The sequence below is a fragment of the Pantoea cypripedii genome, assembly GCF_011395035.1.
Classification (GTDB): Bacteria; Pseudomonadota; Gammaproteobacteria; order Enterobacterales; family Enterobacteriaceae; genus Pantoea; species Pantoea cypripedii_A.
In genome coordinates this window covers 1,143,348-1,165,400 of sequence record NZ_CP024768.1, presented here as the reverse complement: position 1 = coordinate 1,165,400, position 22,053 = coordinate 1,143,348, and the positions used below count along the sequence as shown (strand labels likewise).

At 53.4% G+C, this 22,053-nt stretch carries 17 protein-coding genes and 7 tRNA genes; 21 read left to right on the top strand and 3 right to left on the bottom strand.

What is annotated here, in order from left to right; genetic code table 11:
• Positions 1–75: 75 nt before the first annotated feature.
• Together glnS and nagE are read right to left on the bottom strand one after the other, a co-directional pair.
• A complete protein-coding gene (gene glnS / locus CUN67_RS05345) occupies positions 76–1,743 on the bottom strand; it encodes a glutamine--tRNA ligase (protein WP_208714311.1) in 1,668 nt (555 codons plus the stop codon).
• 151 nt (positions 1,744–1,894) lie between these two features.
• The gene (gene nagE / locus CUN67_RS05340) at positions 1,895–3,931 is read right to left on the bottom strand and encodes an N-acetylglucosamine-specific PTS transporter subunit IIBC (protein WP_208714310.1); all 2,037 of its coding nucleotides are present in this window, start codon (positions 3,929–3,931) and stop codon (positions 1,895–1,897) included.
• 335 nt (positions 3,932–4,266) lie between these two features.
• Here nagE and nagB point away from each other — a divergent pair, with 335 nt between their 5' ends.
• The 12 genes from nagB (at position 4,267) to CUN67_RS05280 (ending at position 11,164) form a co-directional block, all read left to right on the top strand.
• Positions 4,267–5,067 carry a glucosamine-6-phosphate deaminase gene (nagB, locus tag CUN67_RS05335; protein ID WP_208714309.1) on the top strand — a complete coding sequence of 267 codons (801 nt, stop codon included), beginning with the start codon at positions 4,267–4,269 and terminating at the stop codon, positions 5,065–5,067.
• Between the two features lie 60 nt (positions 5,068–5,127).
• Positions 5,128–6,276, top strand: a complete 1,149-nt coding sequence (gene nagA, locus CUN67_RS05330) for an N-acetylglucosamine-6-phosphate deacetylase (RefSeq protein WP_208714308.1) — start codon at positions 5,128–5,130, stop codon at positions 6,274–6,276.
• A 7-nt stretch (positions 6,277–6,283) separates the two neighbouring features.
• Entirely contained in the window at positions 6,284–7,504 is a 1,221-nt protein-coding gene (gene nagC / locus CUN67_RS05325) for a DNA-binding transcriptional regulator NagC (protein ID WP_208714307.1), read from the top strand.
• A 38-nt stretch (positions 7,505–7,542) separates the two neighbouring features.
• Positions 7,543–8,295 carry an HAD-IIA family hydrolase gene (locus CUN67_RS05320; RefSeq protein ID WP_084873462.1) on the top strand — a complete coding sequence of 251 codons (753 nt, stop codon included), beginning with the start codon at positions 7,543–7,545 and terminating at the stop codon, positions 8,293–8,295.
• Between the two features lie 316 nt (positions 8,296–8,611).
• Positions 8,612–10,279 (top strand): asparagine synthase B, encoded by a 1,668-nt coding sequence (gene asnB, locus CUN67_RS05315; RefSeq protein ID WP_208714306.1) that lies wholly within the window; start codon positions 8,612–8,614, stop codon positions 10,277–10,279.
• A 217-nt stretch (positions 10,280–10,496) separates the two neighbouring features.
• Positions 10,497–10,573: transfer RNA gene (locus tag CUN67_RS05310), tRNA-Met, on the top strand.
• Positions 10,574–10,581: 8 nt separating this feature from the next.
• Positions 10,582–10,666: transfer RNA gene (locus CUN67_RS05305), tRNA-Leu, on the top strand.
• 21 nt (positions 10,667–10,687) lie between these two features.
• Positions 10,688–10,762, top strand: a tRNA-Gln gene (locus tag CUN67_RS05300).
• Between the two features lie 34 nt (positions 10,763–10,796).
• Positions 10,797–10,871 (top strand) — tRNA-Gln (locus tag CUN67_RS05295).
• Between the two features lie 31 nt (positions 10,872–10,902).
• Positions 10,903–10,979 (top strand) — tRNA-Met (locus CUN67_RS05290).
• A 6-nt stretch (positions 10,980–10,985) separates the two neighbouring features.
• Positions 10,986–11,060: transfer RNA gene (locus CUN67_RS05285), tRNA-Gln, on the top strand.
• Positions 11,061–11,089: 29 nt separating this feature from the next.
• A tRNA-Gln gene (locus CUN67_RS05280) sits at positions 11,090–11,164 on the top strand.
• Between the two features lie 109 nt (positions 11,165–11,273).
• On the opposite strand, the gene ubiF is transcribed toward CUN67_RS05280, so the two are convergent.
• Positions 11,274–12,446 carry a 3-demethoxyubiquinol 3-hydroxylase gene (ubiF, locus tag CUN67_RS05275; protein WP_208714305.1) on the bottom strand — a complete coding sequence of 391 codons (1,173 nt, stop codon included), beginning with the start codon at positions 12,444–12,446 and terminating at the stop codon, positions 11,274–11,276.
• 162 nt (positions 12,447–12,608) lie between these two features.
• Here ubiF and miaB point away from each other — a divergent pair, with 162 nt between their 5' ends.
• The 9 genes from miaB to CUN67_RS05230 all read left to right on the top strand — a co-directional run bounded on the left by miaB (position 12,609) and on the right by CUN67_RS05230 (position 21,952).
• The gene (miaB, locus tag CUN67_RS05270; RefSeq protein ID WP_208714304.1) at positions 12,609–14,033 is read left to right on the top strand and encodes a tRNA (N6-isopentenyl adenosine(37)-C2)-methylthiotransferase MiaB; all 1,425 of its coding nucleotides are present in this window, start codon (positions 12,609–12,611) and stop codon (positions 14,031–14,033) included.
• Positions 14,034–14,240: 207 nt separating this feature from the next.
• A complete protein-coding gene (locus CUN67_RS05265; RefSeq protein ID WP_208714303.1) occupies positions 14,241–15,305 on the top strand; it encodes a PhoH family protein in 1,065 nt (354 codons plus the stop codon).
• The gene (gene ybeY / locus CUN67_RS05260) at positions 15,302–15,775 is read left to right on the top strand and encodes an rRNA maturation RNase YbeY (RefSeq protein WP_208714302.1); all 474 of its coding nucleotides are present in this window, start codon (positions 15,302–15,304) and stop codon (positions 15,773–15,775) included. The genes CUN67_RS05265 and ybeY overlap by 4 nt, the downstream gene beginning before the upstream one ends.
• Before the next feature lie 82 nt (positions 15,776–15,857).
• Positions 15,858–16,739 carry a CNNM family magnesium/cobalt transport protein CorC gene (gene corC, locus CUN67_RS05255; protein WP_084873446.1) on the top strand — a complete coding sequence of 294 codons (882 nt, stop codon included), beginning with the start codon at positions 15,858–15,860 and terminating at the stop codon, positions 16,737–16,739.
• A 4-nt stretch (positions 16,740–16,743) separates the two neighbouring features.
• Entirely contained in the window at positions 16,744–18,270 is a 1,527-nt protein-coding gene (gene lnt / locus CUN67_RS05250; RefSeq protein ID WP_208714301.1) for an apolipoprotein N-acyltransferase, read from the top strand.
• A 437-nt stretch (positions 18,271–18,707) separates the two neighbouring features.
• On the top strand, positions 18,708–19,646 hold the full coding sequence (locus CUN67_RS05245; RefSeq protein ID WP_208714300.1) for a glutamate/aspartate ABC transporter substrate-binding protein: 939 nt from the start codon (positions 18,708–18,710) through the stop codon (positions 19,644–19,646).
• A gap of 162 nt (positions 19,647–19,808) precedes the next feature.
• A complete protein-coding gene (locus tag CUN67_RS05240; RefSeq protein WP_208714299.1) occupies positions 19,809–20,549 on the top strand; it encodes an amino acid ABC transporter permease in 741 nt (246 codons plus the stop codon).
• A complete protein-coding gene (gene gltK, locus CUN67_RS05235; protein ID WP_208714298.1) occupies positions 20,549–21,226 on the top strand; it encodes a glutamate/aspartate ABC transporter permease GltK in 678 nt (225 codons plus the stop codon). The genes CUN67_RS05240 and gltK overlap by 1 nt, the downstream gene beginning before the upstream one ends.
• Positions 21,227–21,952, top strand: a complete 726-nt coding sequence (locus CUN67_RS05230; RefSeq protein ID WP_208714297.1) for an amino acid ABC transporter ATP-binding protein — start codon at positions 21,227–21,229, stop codon at positions 21,950–21,952.
• The last annotated feature ends 101 nt before the right edge of the window (positions 21,953–22,053 follow it).

Below are 22,053 nucleotides of genomic sequence, written 5' to 3'. Positions count from 1 at the left end.
GCCCGAAATTACAGCCAATAAAAAAGGGCGATTGCTCGCCCTTTCATGATGATATGGTGATAACGACAAAAAGGATTAATCGCCGATTTTCGCCCAGGTATCACGTAAGCCGACTGTGCGGTTAAACACCAGCTTTGAGGGCTGTGAGTAAACGCTGTCCGCGCAGAAATAACCTTCACGCTCAAACTGATACGGAGCCAGAGCGTCTGCGTTACGCAGTCCTGGCTCGACAAAGCCCTGTTTGATTTCCAGCGAATTCGGGTTAATGGTCGTGAGGAAATCCTCAGCCGCTCCCGGATTTGCCACGCTGAACAGGCGATCGTAGAGGCGGAATTCCGCAGGCAACGCATGGATCGCCGAAACCCAATGGATCACACCCTTTACCTTGCGGCCATCAGCGGGATCTTTACTCAGGGTATCAACGTCACAGCTACAGTAGATGCAGGTAATATTGCCTTCTTCATCTTTTGCCACACGCTCAGCACGGATCACGTAAGCATTACGCAGACGGACTTCTTTGCCCAGCACCAGACGTTTGTACTGCTTATTCGCTTCTTCACGGAAGTCCGCGCGATCAATCCACACTTCGCGGCTGAATGGCACATCACGCGTGCCCATCTCCGGTTTGTTGGGATGATTCGGCATAGTGATGATTTCTTCATGACCCGCAGGCAGGTTCTCAATCACGACTTTCAGCGGATCGAGTACCGCCATCGCACGCGGTGCGTTCTCGTTGAGATCGTCACGGATGCATGACTCCAGCGACGCCATCTCCACGATGTTGTCCTGCTTGGTCACGCCAATGCGGCGGCAGAACTCACGAATCGAGGCAGCACTGTAACCACGGCGGCGCAGACCGGAAACGGTCAGCATACGCGGGTCATCCCAGCCTTCGACGACCTTCTCGCTCACCAGCTGTGTCAGCTTACGCTTCGACATCACGGCATATTCCAGATTCAGGCGCGAGAATTCATACTGACGCGGATGCACCGGAATGGAGATGTTGTCCAGCACCCAGTCATACAGACGACGGTTATCCTGGAATTCCAGGGTGCAGAGCGAATGGGTGATACCTTCCAGCGCATCGGAAATGCAGTGGGTGAAATCGTACATCGGGTAGATGCACCATTTTTTGCCGGTCTGATGATGTTCCGCAAACTTAATACGGTACAGCACCGGATCGCGCATCACGATAAAGTTGGATGCCATGTCGATTTTGGCACGCAGGCAGGCTTTACCTTCCTCGAAACCACCTTCACGCATTTTTTCAAACAGTGCGAGGTTTTCAGCCGGGGTACGATCGCGATATGGGCTGTTTTTGCCCGGTGCGGTCAGGGAGCCACGGTATTCGCGGATCTCTTCTGGCGTCAGCTCATCAACATAGGCGAGGCCTTTATTGATCAGCTCCACGGCGTAGCTATACAGCTGGTCGAAATAGTCTGAGGAGTAACAAACGTCTCCGCTCCATTCAAAGCCCAGCCATTGCACGTCGCGCTTGATGGATTCAACGAACTCCATATCCTCTTTCACCGGGTTGGTGTCGTCGAAGCGCAGATTGCACTGACCCTGGTAATCTTGCGCGATACCAAAGTTCAGACAGATCGATTTCGCATGGCCAATATGCAGGTAACCATTGGGCTCAGGCGGGAAACGGGTATGCACGCTGTTGTGCTTACCGCTCGCCAAATCTTCGTCGATAATCTGACGAATAAAGTTCGTTGGGCGGGCTTCAGCCTCACTCATCTCAAAATCCTCAAATACAATACGGGTGATTTGTCCTACGAAGTAACGGAGTATGATCCACAAAGCGCAGAAGGGAAACAACCGTTTGTTGGCCGTTTTAAAACAAAAAAGGCAGGAATCGCTTCCTGCCTTCCGGGTTTATCACAAGGACTTAGCCTTTAACCTCGTACAGACGGGTTTCACCTGCCATGACAGAACCACTCGCCAGCAGATTGAGGCCAGCGAAATCATCGCTATTGCTGACCACCACCGGACTGATCATCGAACGCGCATTAGCGTTGAGGAAATCCAGGTCCATCTCCAGCACTGGCTGACCCGCCGCAACGGTCGCCCCCTCTTCCACCAGCCGGGTAAAGCCTTTGCCTTCCAGCGCGACGGTATCGAGGCCCATGTGCACCACGATCTCGACACCATTGTCAGTTTCGAGGCAGAACGCATGGTTGGTGTTGAAGATTTTCACGATAGTACCGGCAATCGGCGCCACCACGGTTTTACCGGTGGGTTTGATCGCCAGACCATCGCCGACGGCTTTGCTGGCGAAGGCTTCGTCCGGTACCGCATCCAGGGCTACCACGTCACCACTGACCGGGGCCAGCAGCGTGGCGATCACGCCTTTATCGCTGTTCAGCACCGCCTGCGGTTGCGCAGCAGCTGGCTGAGCCGCTGCCACTGAGGCCGTCGCAGCCGCCGCCACCGGGCCTTTGGTCAGCACGGTTTTCATCGCCGTGGCAATGCTTTCAGCCTGGGTACCGACGATAATCTGCACGCTTTGCTTATTCAGACGAATCACACCAGAAGCACCAAGGCGTTTCGCTACGCTGTCATTGACCTGTGAGGAATCTTTGACGTTCAGACGCAGACGGGTGATACAGGCATCAATATTGGTCAGGTTGTCAGAACCGCCTACCGCACCGATATAGCGACGTGCGAGGGATTCGGTCTGGCTTTCATTGCTGCCACTGTGATCAACGTTGACGTCATAGCCATCCGTTTCATCATCCGCAGACAACTCACGACCCGGCGTCATCAGGTTGAATTTCCTGATGGTGAAGCGGAACACCACGTAGTAGATGACGAAGAACACCAGCCCTTGCGGGATCAGCATCCACCAATGCACCGCCAGCGGGTTACGCGTTGACAGCACCATATCCACCAACCCGGCGCTGAAGCCGAAACCGGCAATCCAGTGCATGCTGGCAGCGATAAACACCGAGAGACCGGTCAACAGTGCATGAATGACATACAGCACCGGTGCCACGAACATAAAGGAGAATTCCAGTGGTTCGGTGATACCGGTGAAGAAAGCAGCAAACGCAGCTGCCAGCATGATACCACCCACTTTGGCGCGATTTTCCGGACGTGCGCAGTGATAAATCGCCAGCGCGGCACCCGGTAAGCCAAACATCATAATCGGGAAGAAGCCCGCCTGATAACGGCCAGTGATACCCGGGATACCGGTACCATTAGCGATGGACTGTGCGCCACCGAGGAATTTCGGAATATCGTTGATACCCGCAACGTCGAACCAGAATACGGAGTTCAGCGCATGATGCAGACCAACCGGAATCAGCAGACGGTTAAAGAAGGCATAAACACCGGCGCCGACTGAACCCAGCTTCTGAATCTCTTCACCAAAACTCACCAGGCCATTAAACACCAATGGCCAGATATACATCAGGATGAACGCAACAAGAATCATCAGGAAGGAGACAAGGATCGGTACCAGGCGACGGCCGCTGAAGAACGACAGCGCTTTGGGTAGCTCGACATGGCTGAAGCGGTTGTATACTTCCGCCGAGATGATCCCCACCAGAATACCGACAAACTGGTTTTCGATTTTGCCGAAGGCAGCAGGCACTTGATCCACGGGTATTTTTTGAATCATCGCGACAGCGGCTGGCGAACACAGCGTGGTGACCACAAGGAAACCGACGAAGCCAGTGAGTGCCGCAGCACCATCTTTATCTTTTGACATGCCATAAGCCACACCGATGGCAAACAGCACTGACATATGCTCAATGATAGCAGCACCGGACTTGATCAACAGCGCCGCCAGAGCGTTACCCGCCCCCCAGCTGTCTGGATCGATCCAATACCCTACCCCCATTAAAATTGCCGCTGCCGGCAGGGTTGCTACCGGCACCATAAGCGCTCGGCCAACCTTTTGCAGATATCCTAGTACACTCACCTTATTCTCCCCCTTTGAGACTGGCGTTTTGCCCGGTGCGGGTTGATTTTATTATCCCGACATCCGGTACCTTGATGACACGACTCACCACGAGGCGCAGTGTAAAGACAAATTAATTCGCCTCGCAAATTAAAACCACGACAACTGTGATTTTTATCACCAAAAATGACGTTTTAATACCCATTAAGCTAGCCATCACCCCAAACTTATTTTATGATGAAAAATATCAAGACGCACTTTTCCCTGCATGGTTGAGCTTAAACGGATTACGCTTAAGAACAATCTGTAGAGAGAACCGCGACACCACTTTTCCAATCTTTAACTGAGGTGAAGACATGAGACTGATCCCTTTAGCCACACCTACCCAGGTGGGTAAATGGGCCGCGCGCCATATTGTTAACCGCATTAATGCGTTTAATCCTGGCCCAGATCGTCCCTTCGTGCTAGGTCTTCCTACCGGTGGTACACCGCTGGAAGCTTACAAGCACCTGATCGAGATGCATAAAGCGGGCCAGGTTAGCTTCAAACATGTTGTCACCTTCAACATGGATGAATACGTTGGCCTGCCAAAAGAACACCCGGAAAGTTATCACAGTTTTATGTATCGTAACTTTTTCGATCACATTGATATTCAACCGGAAAATATCAATCTTCTGAATGGCAATGCGGAAGATATTGACGCAGAATGTCGTCAGTACGAAGAGAAGATCCGCGCCCTGGGCAAAATCCATCTGTTTATGGGTGGCGTGGGCAATGATGGCCACATTGCCTTTAACGAACCTGCCTCCTCGCTCGCATCCCGTACCCGTATCAAAACGTTGACACACGAAACCCGTCTCGCCAATTCCCGTTTCTTCAACGGTGATGTGGATCAGGTGCCAAAATATGCCCTGACCGTTGGCGTAGGTACACTGCTGGATGCGGAAGAAGTGATGATTCTGGTCACCGGCCATGTCAAAGCGCTGGCATTGCAGGCCGCGGTAGAAGGTAACGTCAATCATATGTGGACTATCAGTTGTCTGCAGCTGCATGCCAAATCTGTGGTGGTCTGTGACGAACCCGCCACCATGGAACTGAAAGTGAAAACCGTGAAATATTTCCGCGAAATGGAAGCGGAAAATATGAAAGGTGTGTAAGAGCACGTTGTAAAAAACCTGCTGCTATCACGCAGCGGGTATAGCCGGGAGAAAGAAACGATGTACGCATTAGTAAACGGCCGGATTTTTACCGGTCATGAGATTCTGGACAACCATGCGGTAGTGATTGCCGATGGTCTGATTGAACGTGTCTGTCCGCGCGATGCGCTGGATGCCACCCTGCCACAACAGGATGTTGCTGGTGCGTTTATCGCTCCCGGTTTTATTGATTTGCAGCTGAACGGCTGCGGCGGCGTGCAATTTAACGACGATCTCGATGCACTGACCGTTGAAACGCTGGAAATCATGCAGCGCGCCAATGAAAAATCGGGCTGCACCAGCTACCTGCCGACGCTTATCACCAGCACGGATGAATTGATGAAACGCGCCATCGAGACCATGCGCGCCTACAAAGCAAAGTATCAGCATCAGGCACTTGGTCTGCACCTCGAAGGTCCGTGGCTGAATAAAGTGAAGAAAGGCACGCACAATCCGCAACTGATTCGCCTGCCGGATCCTGAGCTGGTGGATTTTCTATGCGCTAACGCCGATGTGATTACTAAAGTGACGCTGGCCCCGGAAAATGCTGGCAGCGCAGTGATCCGCCAATTACGTGATGCCGGCATTATCGTCTCTGCTGGGCACTCCAACGCGACATATGAAGAAGCCAAAACCGGTTTCGCAGCGGGCGTCAGTTTTGCGACTCATCTTTACAATGCCATGCCCACTTTCGCCGGTCGCGAGCCGGGCCTGATCGGTGCGCTGTTTGATTCGCCTGATGTATACTGCGGCATTATTGCAGATGGTTTACATGTCCACTACGCTAATGTGCGCAATGCAAAACGTATCAAAGGTGACAAGCTGGTGCTGGTCACTGATGCCACGGCTCCGGCGGGTGCATCGATTGATAAATTTATTTTTGCAGGCAAAACAATATACTATCGCAATGGCCTTTGCGTTGATGAAAACGGCACCTTAAGTGGTTCCGCGATCACCATGATTGAAACGGTACGGAACTGCGTGGAACATTGTGGCATTGCGCTGGATGAGGCGCTGCGCATGGCAACGCTCTATCCGGCGAAGGCGATGGGAGTGGAGAAACAGTTGGGTACGGTCGAAGCCGGAAAAGTCGCCAACCTGACTGTCTTTACCCGCGATTATCAAATCATTAAGACGTTCGTCAATGGAGACAACGTCCTCAGCGAGTAAGCATTGAATGACCACTGGCGGCCAGACTCAAATAGGAAATGTCGATCTTGTCAAACAACTTAACAGCGCAGCCGTTTACCGGTTGATTGATCAACAGGGGCCTATTTCGCGCATTCAAATCGCCGAAGTCAGCCAGCTTGCGCCAGCCAGTGTCACCAAAATTACCCGCCAGTTGATTGAGCGCGGCCTGATTAAAGAGGTGGACCAGCAAGCGTCCACCGGCGGACGCCGCGCCATCTCCATTATTACCGAAACCCGTCATTTTCATACGATTGGCGTGCGCCTCGGACGGAACGATGCCACGCTGACGCTGTTTGATCTCAGTGGTAAATCACTGGCACAGGAAGATTATCCGCTGCCGGAACGCACCCAGGAAACGCTGGAGAATGCGCTTTTCAACGCCATCAGCGCCTTTATGGCGGCGCATCAGCGCAAAATTCATGAACTGATTGCCATTGCGGTGATTCTGCCCGGCCTGGTAGATCCGATTAACGGTATTATTCGCTATATGCCGCATATCGCCGTCAGCCATTGGCCACTGGTTTCCAGCCTGCAAAAACGTTTCAACGTCACCAGTTTTGTCGGCCATGATATCCGCAGCCTGGCCCTCGCCGAGCACTACTTTGGTGCAAGTCGCGACTGTGCTGACTCCATTCTGGTGCGCCTGCATCGTGGCACCGGGGCGGGCATCATCGCCAACGGCCACATTTTTCTTGGCAGCAATGGCAACGTCGGTGAAATCGGCCATATTCAGGTCGATCCACTTGGTGAGCGCTGTCACTGCGGTAACTTCGGTTGCCTGGAGACCATCGCCGCCAATGGCGCGATTGAAAACCGGGTACGCCATCTGCTCAATCAGGGCTACCCCAGCTCGCTGACCCTCAATGACTGCCAGATGCCGCAAATCTGTCGGGCCGCCAATCAGGGCGATGCGCTGGCGTGTGAAGTGATTGAATACGTTGGCCGTTATCTGGGTAAAGCGATAGCCATTGCGATTAACCTGTTCAATCCGCAAAAAGTGGTGCTGGCAGGCGAAATCACTGATGCAGAAAAGGTGTTGTTTCCGGCGATTGAAGGCTGCATCAACACCCAGGCACTGAATGCGTTCCGTAAAAATCTGCCTGTGGTACGCTCAGAACTCGATCATCGCTCGGCCATCGGCGCTTTTGCGTTGGCAAAACGCGCTATGCTGAATGGCATTCTGCTGCAACATCTGCTGGAAGAGTAACCGCGCCTGCCACACGCAGGCCTGACCGGATGCAACCTATGACAATTAAAAGCGTAATTTGTGACATCGACGGCGTGTTGATGCACGACAACACCGCCGTTCCTGGAGCCCAGGAGTTCCTGCAACGCATCCTTGAAAAAAAGATGCCGCTGGTGGTACTGACGAACTACCCATCGCAAACGGCGAAAGATCTGGCTAACCGTTTCGCCTCGTCCGGCATTGAAGTGCCGGATTCGGTTTTTTACACCTCGGCGATGGCCACCGCCGACTTCCTGCGCCGTCAGGAAGGCAAGAAAGCCTACGTGATTGGTGAAGGCGCGCTGATTCATGAACTGTATAAAGCCGGGTTCACCATCACCGATATCAATCCTGATTTTGTTATCGTCGGTGAAACCCGCTCCTTCAACTGGGACATGATGCATAAGGCGGCGTTTTTTGTCGCCAACGGCGCACGCTTTATCGCCACCAATCCGGATACCCACGCGCGTAATTTTGTCCCGGCCTGTGGTGCGCTCTGTGCGGGGATTGAAAAAATCTCAGGTCGCAAACCGTTCTATGTCGGTAAACCCAGCCCCTACATTATGCGCGCCGCGTTAAACAAGATGCAGGCGCACTCCGAGGAAACGGTGATTGTCGGTGATAATCTGCGCACCGATATTCTCGCTGGCTTCCAGGCGGGTCTGGAAACCGTGCTGGTATTATCAGGTGTCTCGACGCTCAGCGACATTGATGCCATGCCGTTCCGCCCGGACTGGATCTACCCTTCTGTCGCGGATATCGACCTGTTCTGATTTTCATCATCACTACCCCTTATGACCCGGCAGGCCATTAATCTCTGGCGGGTCTTACTCCCCCCGCTTAAATCTGCGTTCTCTGGTGCTCACGAAATCATCAAAAACACGAAACCATTAGATGCCATCTAATTAAATAGCAATTTCATTGAATTAAATTTAATTTTATTGCCATGGCAACATTCTTTTTATCAGCCAATCGTTAATTTGCTTGCATTACCACCATCAAATAGCGCATTTTCTTATACATCACGCAGCGATGCTGCCGGACAAACGGTGAAATAACATCCCCACAGGGTGAGATCAGGAGTCAGTTATGTGTTCGATTTTTGGTGTGCTGGATCTGAAAACCGATCCAATTGAATTGCGCAAGAAAGCGCTGGAATGTTCCCGTCTGATGCGCCATCGCGGCCCGGACTGGTCAGGCGTTTACGCCGATGATAAAGCCATTCTGGCGCATGAGCGCCTGTCGATTGTTGACGTCAACAACGGCGCACAGCCGCTGTACAACGCCGATCACACCCACGTACTGGCCGTTAACGGTGAAATCTACAACCATCAGGCGCTGCGTGCTGAACTGAGCGACCGCTACCAGTTCCAGACCGGTTCTGACTGTGAAGTGATCCTTGCGCTGTATCAGGAAAAAGGCGTTGATTTCCTTGACGATCTCGAAGGTATGTTTGCCTTCATTCTGTGGGACAGCGTTAAGCAGCAATATCTGATTGGCCGCGACCATATCGGCATCATCCCGTTGTATATGGGTAACGATGAACACGGCAACCTTTACGTGGCTTCAGAAATGAAAGCGCTGGTGCCGGTGTGTCGTTCCATCAAAGAATTCCCGCCGGGAAGCTACCTCTCCAGCACCGATGGCGAAATCCGCCGTTACTGGCAGCGTGACTGGATGGAATACAAAAACGTTGAGCACAACGAGACCGACGCTGCTGGCCTGAAAGCCGCGCTGGAAGAATCAGTAAAAAGCCATCTGATGTCAGACGTGCCTTACGGTGTGCTGCTGTCTGGCGGCCTTGATTCCTCGATCATTTCTGCGGTGACCAAACGTTTTGCAGCAAAACGCGTTGAAGATCATGACAAGAGCGACGCCTGGTGGCCGCAGCTGCACTCGTTTGCAGTGGGTCTGGAAGGATCTCCGGATCTGAAAGCCGCGAAATCTGTTGCTGATCATCTCGGCACCGTGCACCACGAAATTCACTTCACCGTGCAGGAAGGTCTGGATGCCATCCGTGACGTGATTTACCACATCGAAACCTATGATGTGACCACCATCCGCGCGTCAACGCCGATGTACCTGATGTCGCGTAAAATCAAAGCGATGGGCATCAAAATGGTGCTGTCTGGCGAAGGTGCTGATGAAGTGTTTGGCGGCTATCTCTACTTCCATAAAGCGCCGAACGCCAAAGAGTTCCACGAGGAAAACGTGCGTAAGCTGCTGGCTCTGCATATGTATGACTGCGCTCGTGCCAACAAAGCCATGTCTGCTTGGGGTGTGGAAGCGCGTGTGCCGTTCCTCGACAAGAAATTCCTTGATGTGGCAATGCGCATCAACCCGGAAGATAAAATGTGTGGCAGCAACGGCAAGATGGAAAAACACATCCTGCGTGAGTGCTTCTCCTCTTATCTGCCGGAAAGCGTCGCCTGGCGTCAGAAAGAGCAGTTCTCTGACGGCGTGGGTTACAGCTGGATCGACACACTGAAAGAAGTGGCGGCGAAACAGGTTAGCGAGCAGCAACTGGCAACGGCGCACTTCCGTTTCCCGTACAACACGCCGAACTCGAAAGAAGCGTATTTGTATCGCGAGATTTTTGAAGAGCTGTTCCCGCTGCCGAGCGCGGCCGAATGCGTACCGGGTGGCCCGTCCGTGGCTTGTTCTTCCGCTAAAGCGATTGAATGGGATGAAGCGTTCAAATCAATGGACGATCCATCAGGTCGTGCGGTAGGCGTGCATCAGTCAGCCTATAAATAAGGTTTTTACCGTAGTGCAAAAGGGGTCTGAAAAGGCCCCTTTTTTTTGTAATTGCATTGTTAGCGATCGAAAATTGCCGAATAAATCATCAGCCTGGTTATAAGCCAGACAAACAGGCGCGTTAAGGCAAAAATCGGTAAAAAATTTGTTGACGCTACAAAGCTCAATACGCATAATGCGCCCCGCAACGCCGATGAAGGTAACGCGAAAAAAAGATGGCTACGTAGCTCAGCTGGTTAGAGCACAGCACTCATAATGCTGGGGTCACAGGTTCGATTCCCGTCGTAGCCACCATCTTTTTTGCGGGAGTGGCGAAATTGGTAGACGCACCAGATTTAGGTTCTGGCGCCGCAAGGTGTGCGAGTTCAAGTCTCGCCTCCCGCACCATTTCAGTCTTCGGCAGCCGGATGGGGTATCGCCAAGCGGTAAGGCACCGGTTTTTGATACCGGCATTCCCTGGTTCGAATCCAGGTACCCCAGCCAATCCGATGCACTCTCGTGGATACGAGTCGAATATTGGGATATCGCCAAGCGGTAAGGCACCGGTTTTTGATACCGGCATTCCCTGGTTCGAATCCAGGTATCCCAGCCATCATCGGATGTGATGTAAAGCAGTACAATTTGGCTACGTAGCTCAGCTGGTTAGAGCACAGCACTCATAATGCTGGGGTCACAGGTTCGATTCCCGTCGTAGCCACCATATTATTGGGGTGTCGCCAAGCGGTAAGGCAGTGGATTCTGATTCCACCATTCCGGGGTTCGAATCCCTGCACCCCAGCCATACAAAAGACAATTTGATCAAACACCTATTGGGGTGTCGCCAAGCGGTAAGGCACCGGATTCTGATTCCGGCATTCCGGGGTTCGAATCCCTGCACCCCAGCCAAATTGCACAACAAAGCCCGCTTTTGCGGGCTTTGTTGTTTTCTGCTTTTATAACCCAAAAAACAGCGCGATAAATCGCGCCGCTACGGGTTATATGCAAAAGCGTGAGATCACAGTCCCAGCGCGTAACGCAGCACCTGACGCTTCAATACGCCAGCATGCTCCGCCGCGATTAGCCCCAGATTGCGGGCAAAACGCAGTGGCGGTAATTTATTGCTGAAGGCGAAGTAGAACAGATCCATCCCGCCCTGCATCAGTAAATTGTCTTTACGACGCTGACGCTGATAGCGCTGCAACACCGGCAGTGATGACCACAACTCTGCCTGGCGTCGAGCCTCCACCAGCGTATCCAGCAATGCATCCACATCACGATAACCGAGATTAACGCCCTGCCCGGCCAGCGGGTTGATGGTATGTGCCGCGTCTCCCACCAGCGCCAGTCCGGCGGTGACATAGCGCGTGGCGTGGCGACGTACCAGCGGAAACGACGCTGCCGCCTTCACCTGGAAACGCCCGACACGCGCCGGGAAATGAGCATGGATCTCTTTCTCCAGCTGTGGCAAAGGCATGCCCTGCAACTGACGAATGCGTGAGGGAGAGTCGTACCACACCAGCGAGGCATGGCGGTCAAACAACGGCAGAAATGCGCGCGGCCCCTCGGGAGTGAACTGCTGCCAGGTGGCGTCTCCCGCTTCATGCTCGCACTCTACGCTGATGAGCATGCAGGATTGCGCATAGTTCCAGCCATGCACACCAATACCGGCCAACTGGCGTACTCGCGAGTTGGCACCATCAGCCCCCACGACCAGGCGGGCATCCAGCGTGGTGCCGTTATCCAGCTGGACATGCCAGCCACCGCTGTGCGGCAACAAATTTTCCAGCGTGGCCGGAGAGCACAACGTCACCCCATCTTCCTGCATTTTTTCCCACAACGCGCGTTGCAGCACGCTGTTTTCTACCATATAACCCAGCTCCGGCAGCCCGAGTGAAGCCGCACCGAAGGTGACATGAGCCGTTTGCCACTCCCAGGTTTCCAGCTTGCGGTAAGGTGCACAACGCATTGCCTGCACGCGTGGCCAGACATTCAGCTGCTTAAGCAACGCCACCGAGGACGCGCCGATGGCCGAAACACGTACATCTGGTGCACGCGCAGCATCAAAGGGGGCGGGTTCGGCACGTTCGACCACCGCCACGCGAAACTGCTGCTGCGCCAGGCCGCAGGCCAGCGCCGCGCCGACCATACCACCACCGATCACCACCACATCAAACTGTGAATCCTGCATTGCCTGTTATCCCTCTTCTTACCGCAGCGTTCATTCTGCGAAGTGTACCGGAAATTCGTGCCACAAACAGAAAAGCCCTTACCCTTATACTGGTCACAACAGCAGCAAAGCATTACAATACGCGCCCAGCACTTACCTGCACTGAATTGAATGGCTAGTCCGATGACCAAAAAACTGCATATCAAAACCTGGGGCTGTCAGATGAATGAGTATGATTCATCGAAGATGGCTGACCTGCTGAACAGCACCCACGGCTACACCCTGACTGAGGAAGCCGAAGAGGCAGATATTCTGCTGCTCAACACCTGCTCGATCCGTGAGAAGGCGCAGGAGAAGGTTTTCCATCAGTTAGGACGCTGGAAAAAGCTGAAAGATCATAATCCCGACCTAATCATTGGCGTCGGTGGCTGCGTCGCTTCACAGGAAGGCGACCATATTCGCCAGCGTGCGCCCTGCGTTGATATCGTATTTGGTCCGCAAACGCTGCACCGCCTGCCAGAAATGATTAACACGGTACGTGGCAGCAAAAGCCCGATCGTTGACATCAGCTTCCCGGAAATCGAGAAATTTGACCGTCTGCCGGAACCGCGCGCAGAAGGCCCAACCGCATTCGTTTCCATCATGGAAGGCTGCAACAAATACTGCACCTTCTGCGTGGTGCCTTACACCCGTGGTGAAGAAGTCAGCCGTCCCAGCGACGATATTCTGCTGGAGATCGCCCAGTTAGCGGCGCAGGGTGTACGCGAAGTCAACCTGCTGGGCCAGAACGTCAACGCCTATCGCGGTGCCACCTTTGATGGTGATATCTGCACCTTTGCCGAGCTGCTGCGTCTGGTAGCGGCTATTGACGGCATTGACCGTATCCGTTTTACCACCAGCCATCCGATTGAATTCACGGACGACATCATTGAGGTTTACCGTGATACGCCAGAGCTGGTCAGTTTCCTGCATCTGCCAGTGCAGAGCGGCGCTGACCGCATCCTGACGCTGATGAAGCGTGCGCATACCGCGCTGGAGTACAAAGCGATCATCCGTAAGCTGCGCGCTGCACGCCCGGATATTGAGATCAGTTCTGACTTCATCATCGGCTTCCCAGGTGAAACTCAGCAGGATTTCGAGCAGACCATGAAACTGATTGGCGATGTTAATTTCGACATGAGCTTCAGCTTTATCTATTCTGCGCGCCCGGGTACGCCAGCGGCTGACCTGCCAGACGATGTGTCGGAAGATGAGAAGAAACAGCGTCTCTACATCCTGCAGGATCGTATTAACCAGCAGGCGATGGCGATCAGCCGCCGCATGCTCGGTACTGTGCAGCGCATCCTGGTGGAAGGCACCTCACGTAAAAACGTGATGGAGCTGTCTGGCCGTACCGCCAACAACCGCGTGGTGAACTTCGAAGGTTCGGTGGCGATGATTGGTAAGTTTGTTGACGTCGAAATCGTTGATGTTTATACCAACTCGCTGCGTGGCAAAGTCGTCCGTACCGAAGACGAGATGGGTCTACGTGTGGTGGAAAGTCCGGCTTCGGTCATTGCGCGCACGCGTAAAGAAAACGAAATCGGCGTGGGTCTTTTCCAGCCTTGAAACCCCGACCTTTGAGCGACAGCGCACAAAACGCTGTCGCCTGTTACCCCAGGCAGCACTTGCATTCTGACGGTGCTGCCCAAATATCTCCCCTGATGCTTGCGCCCAGGCGCTGCCCCATAAATAATTCCGTAATGATGCGTCTGGCCTGCTGCCACGCGTCGGATACATTTTTTCAACTGGCCCTGAGTGACCCAAAGGATTCATTTGAATATCGAAACTCGTGAAATCGCCCTTGAACCGGTAGACAACCGCCGCCTGCTCAGCCTGTGCGGTCCGTTTGATGACAATGTGAAACAGCTGGAACGGCGTCTGGGGATCGAAATCAATCGCCGTGATAACCAGTTTAAACTGGTTGGCCGCACCCTGTGCGTCAACGCAGCGGCGGATATCCTGCGCACACTGTATGTCGATACGGCACCGGTGCGTGGCCAGATTCCGGATATCGAGCCAGAACAAATCCATTTAGCGATTAAAGAGAGCCGCGTACTGGAACAAACCGCCGAAAGCGTACCGGAGTTCGGTAAAGCGGTGAATATCAAAACCAAGCGTGGTGTGATTAAACCCCGCACGCCTAACCAGGCGCAGTACATCGCCAATATTCTCGATCACGACATCACCTTCGGCATCGGCCCGGCGGGTACCGGTAAAACGTATCTGGCAGTGGCTGCGGCGGTTGATGCTCTGGAACGCCAGGAAATTCGCCGTATTCTGCTGACGCGTCCGGCGGTTGAGGCCGGCGAAAAACTCGGTTTCCTGCCAGGCGATCTCAGCCAGAAGGTTGACCCCTATCTGCGCCCGCTGTACGACGCGCTGTTCGAAATGCTCGGATTTGAGCGGGTTGAGAAGCTGATGGAGCGCAACGTGATCGAAGTTGCCCCCCTGGCTTATATGCGTGGTCGTACACTGAATGATGCTTTCATCATTCTTGATGAAAGCCAGAACACCACCATCGAACAGATGAAGATGTTTCTGACGCGTATTGGTTTCAACTCAAAAGCGGTCATCACCGGTGATGTGACGCAGATTGACCTGCCGCGCCATACCAAATCAGGCCTGCGCCATGCGATTGAAGTGTTGTCGGAAGTGGATGAGTTAAGCTTCAACTTCTTCCATAGCGAAGACGTGGTCCGCCACCCGGTGGTGGCCCGCATCGTTATCGCCTATGAGGCCTGGGAAGAAGCCGACCAGAAACGCCGTGATAAACAGGCAGAGGAGCGTAAACGTGAAGCGCTTGCTGCCGCCCAACCCAGCCCGCAGGAGCCTTCATGAGCGCGGTAATTCTTGATTTACAACTGGCCTGTGCCGAAAGCCAGGGATTGCCCGCAGAAGCCGCTTTCCAGCGCTGGCTGGAAGCCGCTGTCACCCCTTTTCAGCCGGAGAGCGAAGTCACCATTCGTCTGGTTGATGAAGCAGAAAGTCATGAACTGAACCTGACGTATCGCGGCAAAGACAAGCCTACCAACGTGCTTTCTTTTCCCTTCGAAGCCCCGCCGGGCATCGAGCTGCCGCTGCTTGGCGACCTGATTATTTGTCGTCAGGTGGTAGAGCAGGAAGCCGCAGAGCAAGGGAAAACCACAGAAGCCCACTGGGCGCATATGGTAGTGCACGGCACGCTACATCTGCTGGGCTATGACCATATCGAAGATGACGAAGCCGAAGAAATGGAAGCACTGGAGACCGAGATAATGCTTGCCCTTGGTTATCCGGACCCGTACATTTCGGAGAAAGAAGACGCCTGAGCCACTGGCTCAGGTTTTTGCGCTGCTGGCGTGGATGCCGGCAGTTTCCTTCCCTCACCAGAGAGAACTTAATAAAAACGCCATGAGCGACGACCATTCTCAAAACAGCGATGCACCCAGTAGTAAAAAGGGATTTTTTTCCCTGCTAATCAACCAACTGTTCCACGGCGAACCTAAAAACCGTGACGAACTGCTGGGGCTAATCCGCGATTCTGAGCAAAAAGAACTGATCGACCAGGACACCCGCGACATGCTGGAAGGGGTGCTGGATATTGCCGAACAACGCGTGCGCGACATCATGATCCCGCGCTCCCAAATGATCACCCTGAAACGTAACCAGAGCCTTGAAGAGTGTCTGGCGGTGATCATTGAATCGGCCCATTCACGCTTTCCGGTGATCAGCGAAGATAAAGATCATGTTGAAGGCATTCTGATGGCCAAGGATTTGCTGCCCTTTATGAGCAGCGCCTCAGAACCGTTCAGCATGGAGAAAGTGCTGCGTACCGCCGTGGTGGTGCCAGAAAGTAAGCGTGTCGATCGCATGCTGAAAGAGTTCCGTTCACAGCGCTACCATATGGCAATTGTGATTGATGAGTTTGGCGGCGTGTCCGGTCTGGTGACCATTGAGGACATCCTCGAACTGATCGTCGGAGAAATTGAAGACGAATATGACGATGAAGAAGATCGCGATATCCGTCAGTTGAACCGCCACACCTATACGGTGCGTGCGCTGACGCCGATTGAAGACTTCAACGAGGTTTTCGGCACCGGTTTCAGCGATGACGAAGTGGATACCATTGGCGGTCTGGTGATGCAGGGATTCGGCCACCTTCCCGCGCGCGGTGAAAGCATTGAAATTGATGGTTACCAATTCAAGGTCGCCATGTCTGACAGCCGCCGTATCATCCAGGTGCATGTAAAAATTCCGGAAGACTCGCCGCTCCCTCAACTGGATGACGAATAACTTTATGGCTTTAGCCTCTCTCTACTCGCGGCAGCGGGTTCGCCTGCTGCTGGCGTTGATAACGGGTGCCATTGGCACCCTTTCCTTTTCCCCTTATGATTTCTGGCCCGCCGCCCTGATTTCGCTGTTCGGCCTGCAACTGCTGTTGCTGGATCGTCGCACCGCGCAGGCTTCAGCCATCGGTTTTGCCTGGGGTTTTGGCCTGTTCGGCAGCGGAATTAACTGGGTCTATGTCAGTATCGCCACCTTTGGTGGTATGCCTGGACCGGTTAACGTATTCCTGGTGGTACTGCTGGCGGCCTATTTGTCCCTCTATCCGATGCTATTTGCCATCCTGCTTAATCGCCTGTGGCCTCGTGCTACGCTGTGGCGTCTGGCGGTGGCAGCCCCGGCGTTGTGGCAAATCACCGAGTTCCTGCGTGGCTGGATCCTGACGGGTTTTCCCTGGTTGCAGTTCGGCTATAGCCAGATTGACGGTCCGCTGAAAGGACTGGCTCCGCTGGCGGGCGTGGAAACCATCACTTTCCTGTTGATGGTGATTACCGGTCTGCTGGTATACGCGCTGTATCACCGCAGCGTGAAAAGCCTGATTGCCGCCGTTCTGTTGTTACTGCTGCCGTGGCCGTTACGCATGTTGCAGTGGTATCAGCCACTGCCGGAGCGCAGCGTCGATGTCGCAATGGTTCAGGGCAACATTCCACAATCGATGAAATGGGATCCGCAGCAATTGCTCAACACGCTGCGCATCTACACCTCGTACAGCCAGCCATGGATGGGTAAAGCGCCGATCATTATCTGGCCGGAATCAGCCATTACCGATTTGGAAAGCAACCAGCAGCCCTTCCTGCATGCGCTGGATGAAGAATTGCGCGCGCGTGGCAGTTCACTGATCACCGGTATCGTCGATTCTCGTCTGGAAGGTGACAACCGCTACCACGATTACAACTCCGTGATTGTGCTGGGCGGCGAGCAACCTTACAGCTACCAGAGCCAGAACCGCTATCAGAAGAATCACCTGGTGCCCTTTGGTGAATTTGTTCCGCTGGAAGATTTGTTACGGCCACTGGCGCCATTCTTTGATTTGCCGATGTCGTCATTCAGCCGTGGAGCCTATATTCAGCCGCAGTTAAACGTGGCGGGCTACAACCTGACCAGCGCCATCTGCTATGAGATCGTGCTGGGAGAACAGGTACGCGCTAATTTCCGGCCGGACACCAATTTCCTGCTCACCGTGTCGAACGATGCCTGGTTTGGTCATTCCATCGGCCCGTGGCAGCATTTCCAGATGGCAAGAATGCGTGCACTGGAGCTGGGTCGCCCGTTGCTGCGTGATACCAACAATGGCGTGACCGCGGTGATTAATGCCAATGGCGATGTCGAGAAGATGCTGCCACAGTTCACCCGTGATGTGCTGTCAGCCAAAGTGACACCCACCACAGGAGTGACACCTTACGCCAAAGCTGGCGTGTGGCCAGTCTGGGTGCTGACTCTGCTGGGTGTGATGCTGGGTCTGATACGCCGTCGTCGCTAATTCGCAATTCCCTTCCTGAGGCGAAGCTCACCCTTCGCCTTTTTTTATTGCATTTTTTCGCTCCCTTCGCGTTGCTTTGCCGCATTCTCTGCTGGTTTTTTACACTCATTAATCGCTTTGGCACGATCATTGCTATTTATTTCAGTGTTTTTCGCAAACATCAGCTTTTGTCAGCGTTATGTTCGCAACGAAGCACCGTAATAAGGCAACAATGCGCACCATCGTGGCGCATGGGTCAATTTTTGCTTTTTATTGGTGCGGAGCGGCTCGCAAAAAAGAAACTTTTTTGTTTCATTACGTTAACAATTCGCTATGTTAAACACTATCCTGCGTGTAGTTGCGCTATAGGATGACCAGAAAAGCAGCGAAAAATACACACAACATCACAATCTGCGCAGTTTTATCTGCTGTGCACCAGCAATACGAAGGAGTTGGAGATGAAATTACGGAAACTGGGCCTTTGCCTGGCTCTGGCTGGCCTCGCCTCCGTGGCTCATGCGGAAGATGCCAAACCGGCAACTGCTGCACCAGCCGCCACCCCAGCAGATCAGCAAGTCAGCACGCTGGAAAAAATCAGCAAAAATGGCGTGATTGTCGTCGGGCATCGCGAGTCGTCTGTTCCCTTCTCTTACTACGACAATGAGCAAAAAGTCGTTGGTTATTCGCAGGATTATTCCAACGCGATCGTTGAAGCTATCAAGAAAAAGCTGAACAAGCCGGATCTGCAGGTCAAAATGCTGCCGATCACCTCGCAGAACCGCATCCCGTTGCTGCAAAACGGCACCTTTGATTTCGAGTGTGGCTCCACGACCAATAACCTGGAGCGTCAGCAACAGGCCGCGTTCTCTGACACCATCTTCGTGGTCGGTACGCGTCTGCTGGTGAAAAAAGGCGGCGAGATCAAAGATTTTGATGATCTGAAAGGTAAAACCGTCGTTGTCACGTCAGGCACCACTTCTGAAATTCTGCTGAATAAGCTGAATGACTCGAAAAAAATGGGCATGCGTATTATCAGCGCGAAAGATCACGGTGACTCATTCCGCACGCTGGAAACCGGTCGTGCCGTGGCCTTTATGATGGATGATGCGCTGCTGGCCGGTGAACGCGCCAAAGCGAAGAAACCGGATAACTGGGTGATCCTGGGTACACCGCAGTCACACGAAGCCTATGGCTGTATGCTGCGTAAAAACGATCCGGAATTTAAGAAGCTGATGGACGATACCATTGCGCAGGCTCAGACCTCTGGCGAAGCTGAGAAATGGTTCGACAAATGGTTCAAAAATCCAATTCCGCCAAAAGGCATGAACATCAATTTTGATCTGTCGGATGACATGAAAGCCCTGTTCAAAGCGCCAAACGACAAGGCAATGAATTAACAATGAAAATAAGGGCAGCCCTGCTGCCCTCTCGATTGCTGAAACCGCGGTGCGGACAGACAGACTCTCTCAGGTCGTTCCCCTGTGAAGAGTAAACAAGACACCGTTCATCAATCTTCTGGGTAGCTGTAGCTCAGCTACCCTTTTTTTACCGGAGCTATTATGGGTATCGACTGGAACTGGGGCATTTTTTTACAACCGGCCCCGTTCGGCAATACGACCTATCTCGGCTGGCTGTGGTCCGGTTTTCAGGTGACGATTGCCGTCTCCTGCTGCGCCTGGATTATCGCTTTCTTCGTAGGTTCCTTCTTTGGCATTCTGCGTACCGTGCCTAACCGCTGGCTATCAACCCTCGGCACCTGCTACGTGGAGCTGTTCCGTAATATTCCGCTGATTGTACAGTTCTTCTTCTGGTATCTGGTGGCACCGGAACTGGTGGGAGAAAGCCTGGGTATGTGGTTTAAATCGGAGCTGGATCCCAACATCCAATTCTTCTCTTCGTCGGTGATTTGCCTTGGGTTATTCACCGGTGCACGCGTGTCTGAACAGGTACGTGCCGCGATTCAGTCGCTACCGTACGGGCAGAAAAATGCCGGCCTGGCGATGGGCCTGACCCTGCCGCAAACGTACCGCTATGTGCTGTTGCCGAATGCCTATCGCGTGATTGTGCCGCCGATGACATCGGAGATGCTTAACCTGGTGAAAAACTCTGCCATCGCCTCAACGATTGGCCTGGTGGATATGGCCGCACAGGCCGGTAAATTGCTGGATTACTCGGCACACGCCTATGAATCTTTCACCGCCATCACCCTGGCCTACATTGCTATTAACCTGGTGATTATGCTGCTCATGAGTCTGGTAGAACGCAAAGTACGTCTGCCCGGCAATATGGGAGGGAAATAATGTACGATTTTGACTGGAGTTCCATTCCTCCCAGCCTGCCCTACCTGCTAAATGGCATGGTGATTACGTTGAAAATCACCCTGACCGCCGTGGTATTCGGCATTATCTGGGGCACCATCCTGGCAGTGATGCGCCTGTCGCCCATCGCCCCGGTGCGCTGGTTTGCCAAATTGTACGTTAACCTGTTCCGCTCCGTGCCACTGGTTATGGTGCTGCTGTGGTTCTATCTGGTGGTGCCGAGTTTTCTGCAACAGGTGCTGGGATTGTCGCCGAAAACCGATATCCGTCTGATCTCGGCCATGGTGGCCTTTTCGCTGTTTGAAGCCGCGTACTATTCGGAGATTATCCGCGCGGGCATCATCAGTATCGCCCGCGGTCAATCCAATGCCGCGCTGGCTCTGGGTATGACCCACTGGCAATCGATGCAGCTGGTGATCCTGCCACAGGCGTTCCGTGCCATGGTGCCGTTGCTACTCACCCAGGGAATTGTCCTGTTTCAGGATACCTCACTGGTTTATGTCCTCAGCCTGGCTGATTTCTTCCGTACCGCTTCAACCATCGGTGAGCGTGACGGTACCCAGGTGGAAATGATTTTATTTGCGGGTCTGGTTTACTTTGTCATCAGCCTGAGCGCTTCGCTGCTGGTTAGCTATCTGAAAAGAAAAAGGACGGTTTAAATGATTAGCCTGAAAAATGTTTCTAAGTGGTACGGGCACTTTCAGGTGCTGACCGATTGCTCCACCGAAGTCAAAACCGGTGAAGTGGTGGTGGTGTGCGGTCCGTCTGGATCGGGTAAATCGACGCTGATCAAAACGGTAAACGGCCTGGAGCCGATTCAGCAGGGCAGCATCCAGGTGACCGGCATCGAAGTTAACGACAAAAAAACCAACCTCGCGCAGTTGCGCAGCAAGGTCGGCATGGTGTTCCAGCATTTTGAGCTGTTCCCGCACCTGAGCATTGTTGACAACCTGACCCTGGCACAGGTGAAAGTGTTGAAGCGTGACAAAAAGGTAGCGCGGGAAAAGGGCCTGAAACTGCTGGCGCGCGTCGGCTTATCTGCCCATGCGGATAAATTCCCTGGCCAGCTCTCTGGTGGTCAGCAGCAGCGTGTGGCAATTGCCCGTGCACTGTGCATGGACCCGGTGGCGATGCTGTTCGACGAACCGACCTCCGCACTCGATCCGGAAATGATCAACGAAGTGCTGGATGTGATGGTGGAACTGGCACAGGAAGGCATGACCATGATGGTGGTCACCCATGAGATGGGCTTTGCGCGCAAAGTGGCTAACCGCGTGATCTTTATGGATGAAGGCAAAATTGTTGAAGACACCAATAAGGATGATTTCTTTAACAATCCGCAGTCGGATCGCGCCAAAGACTTCCTCGCGAAGATTCTGCACTAAAACAGCACTGCATCGTAGCGGCGCGATTTATCGCGCAATCCTGTGCGCGATGCAGGAAAAGACGCGCGATAAATCGCGCCGCTACCGTAATGTCGGGCAGC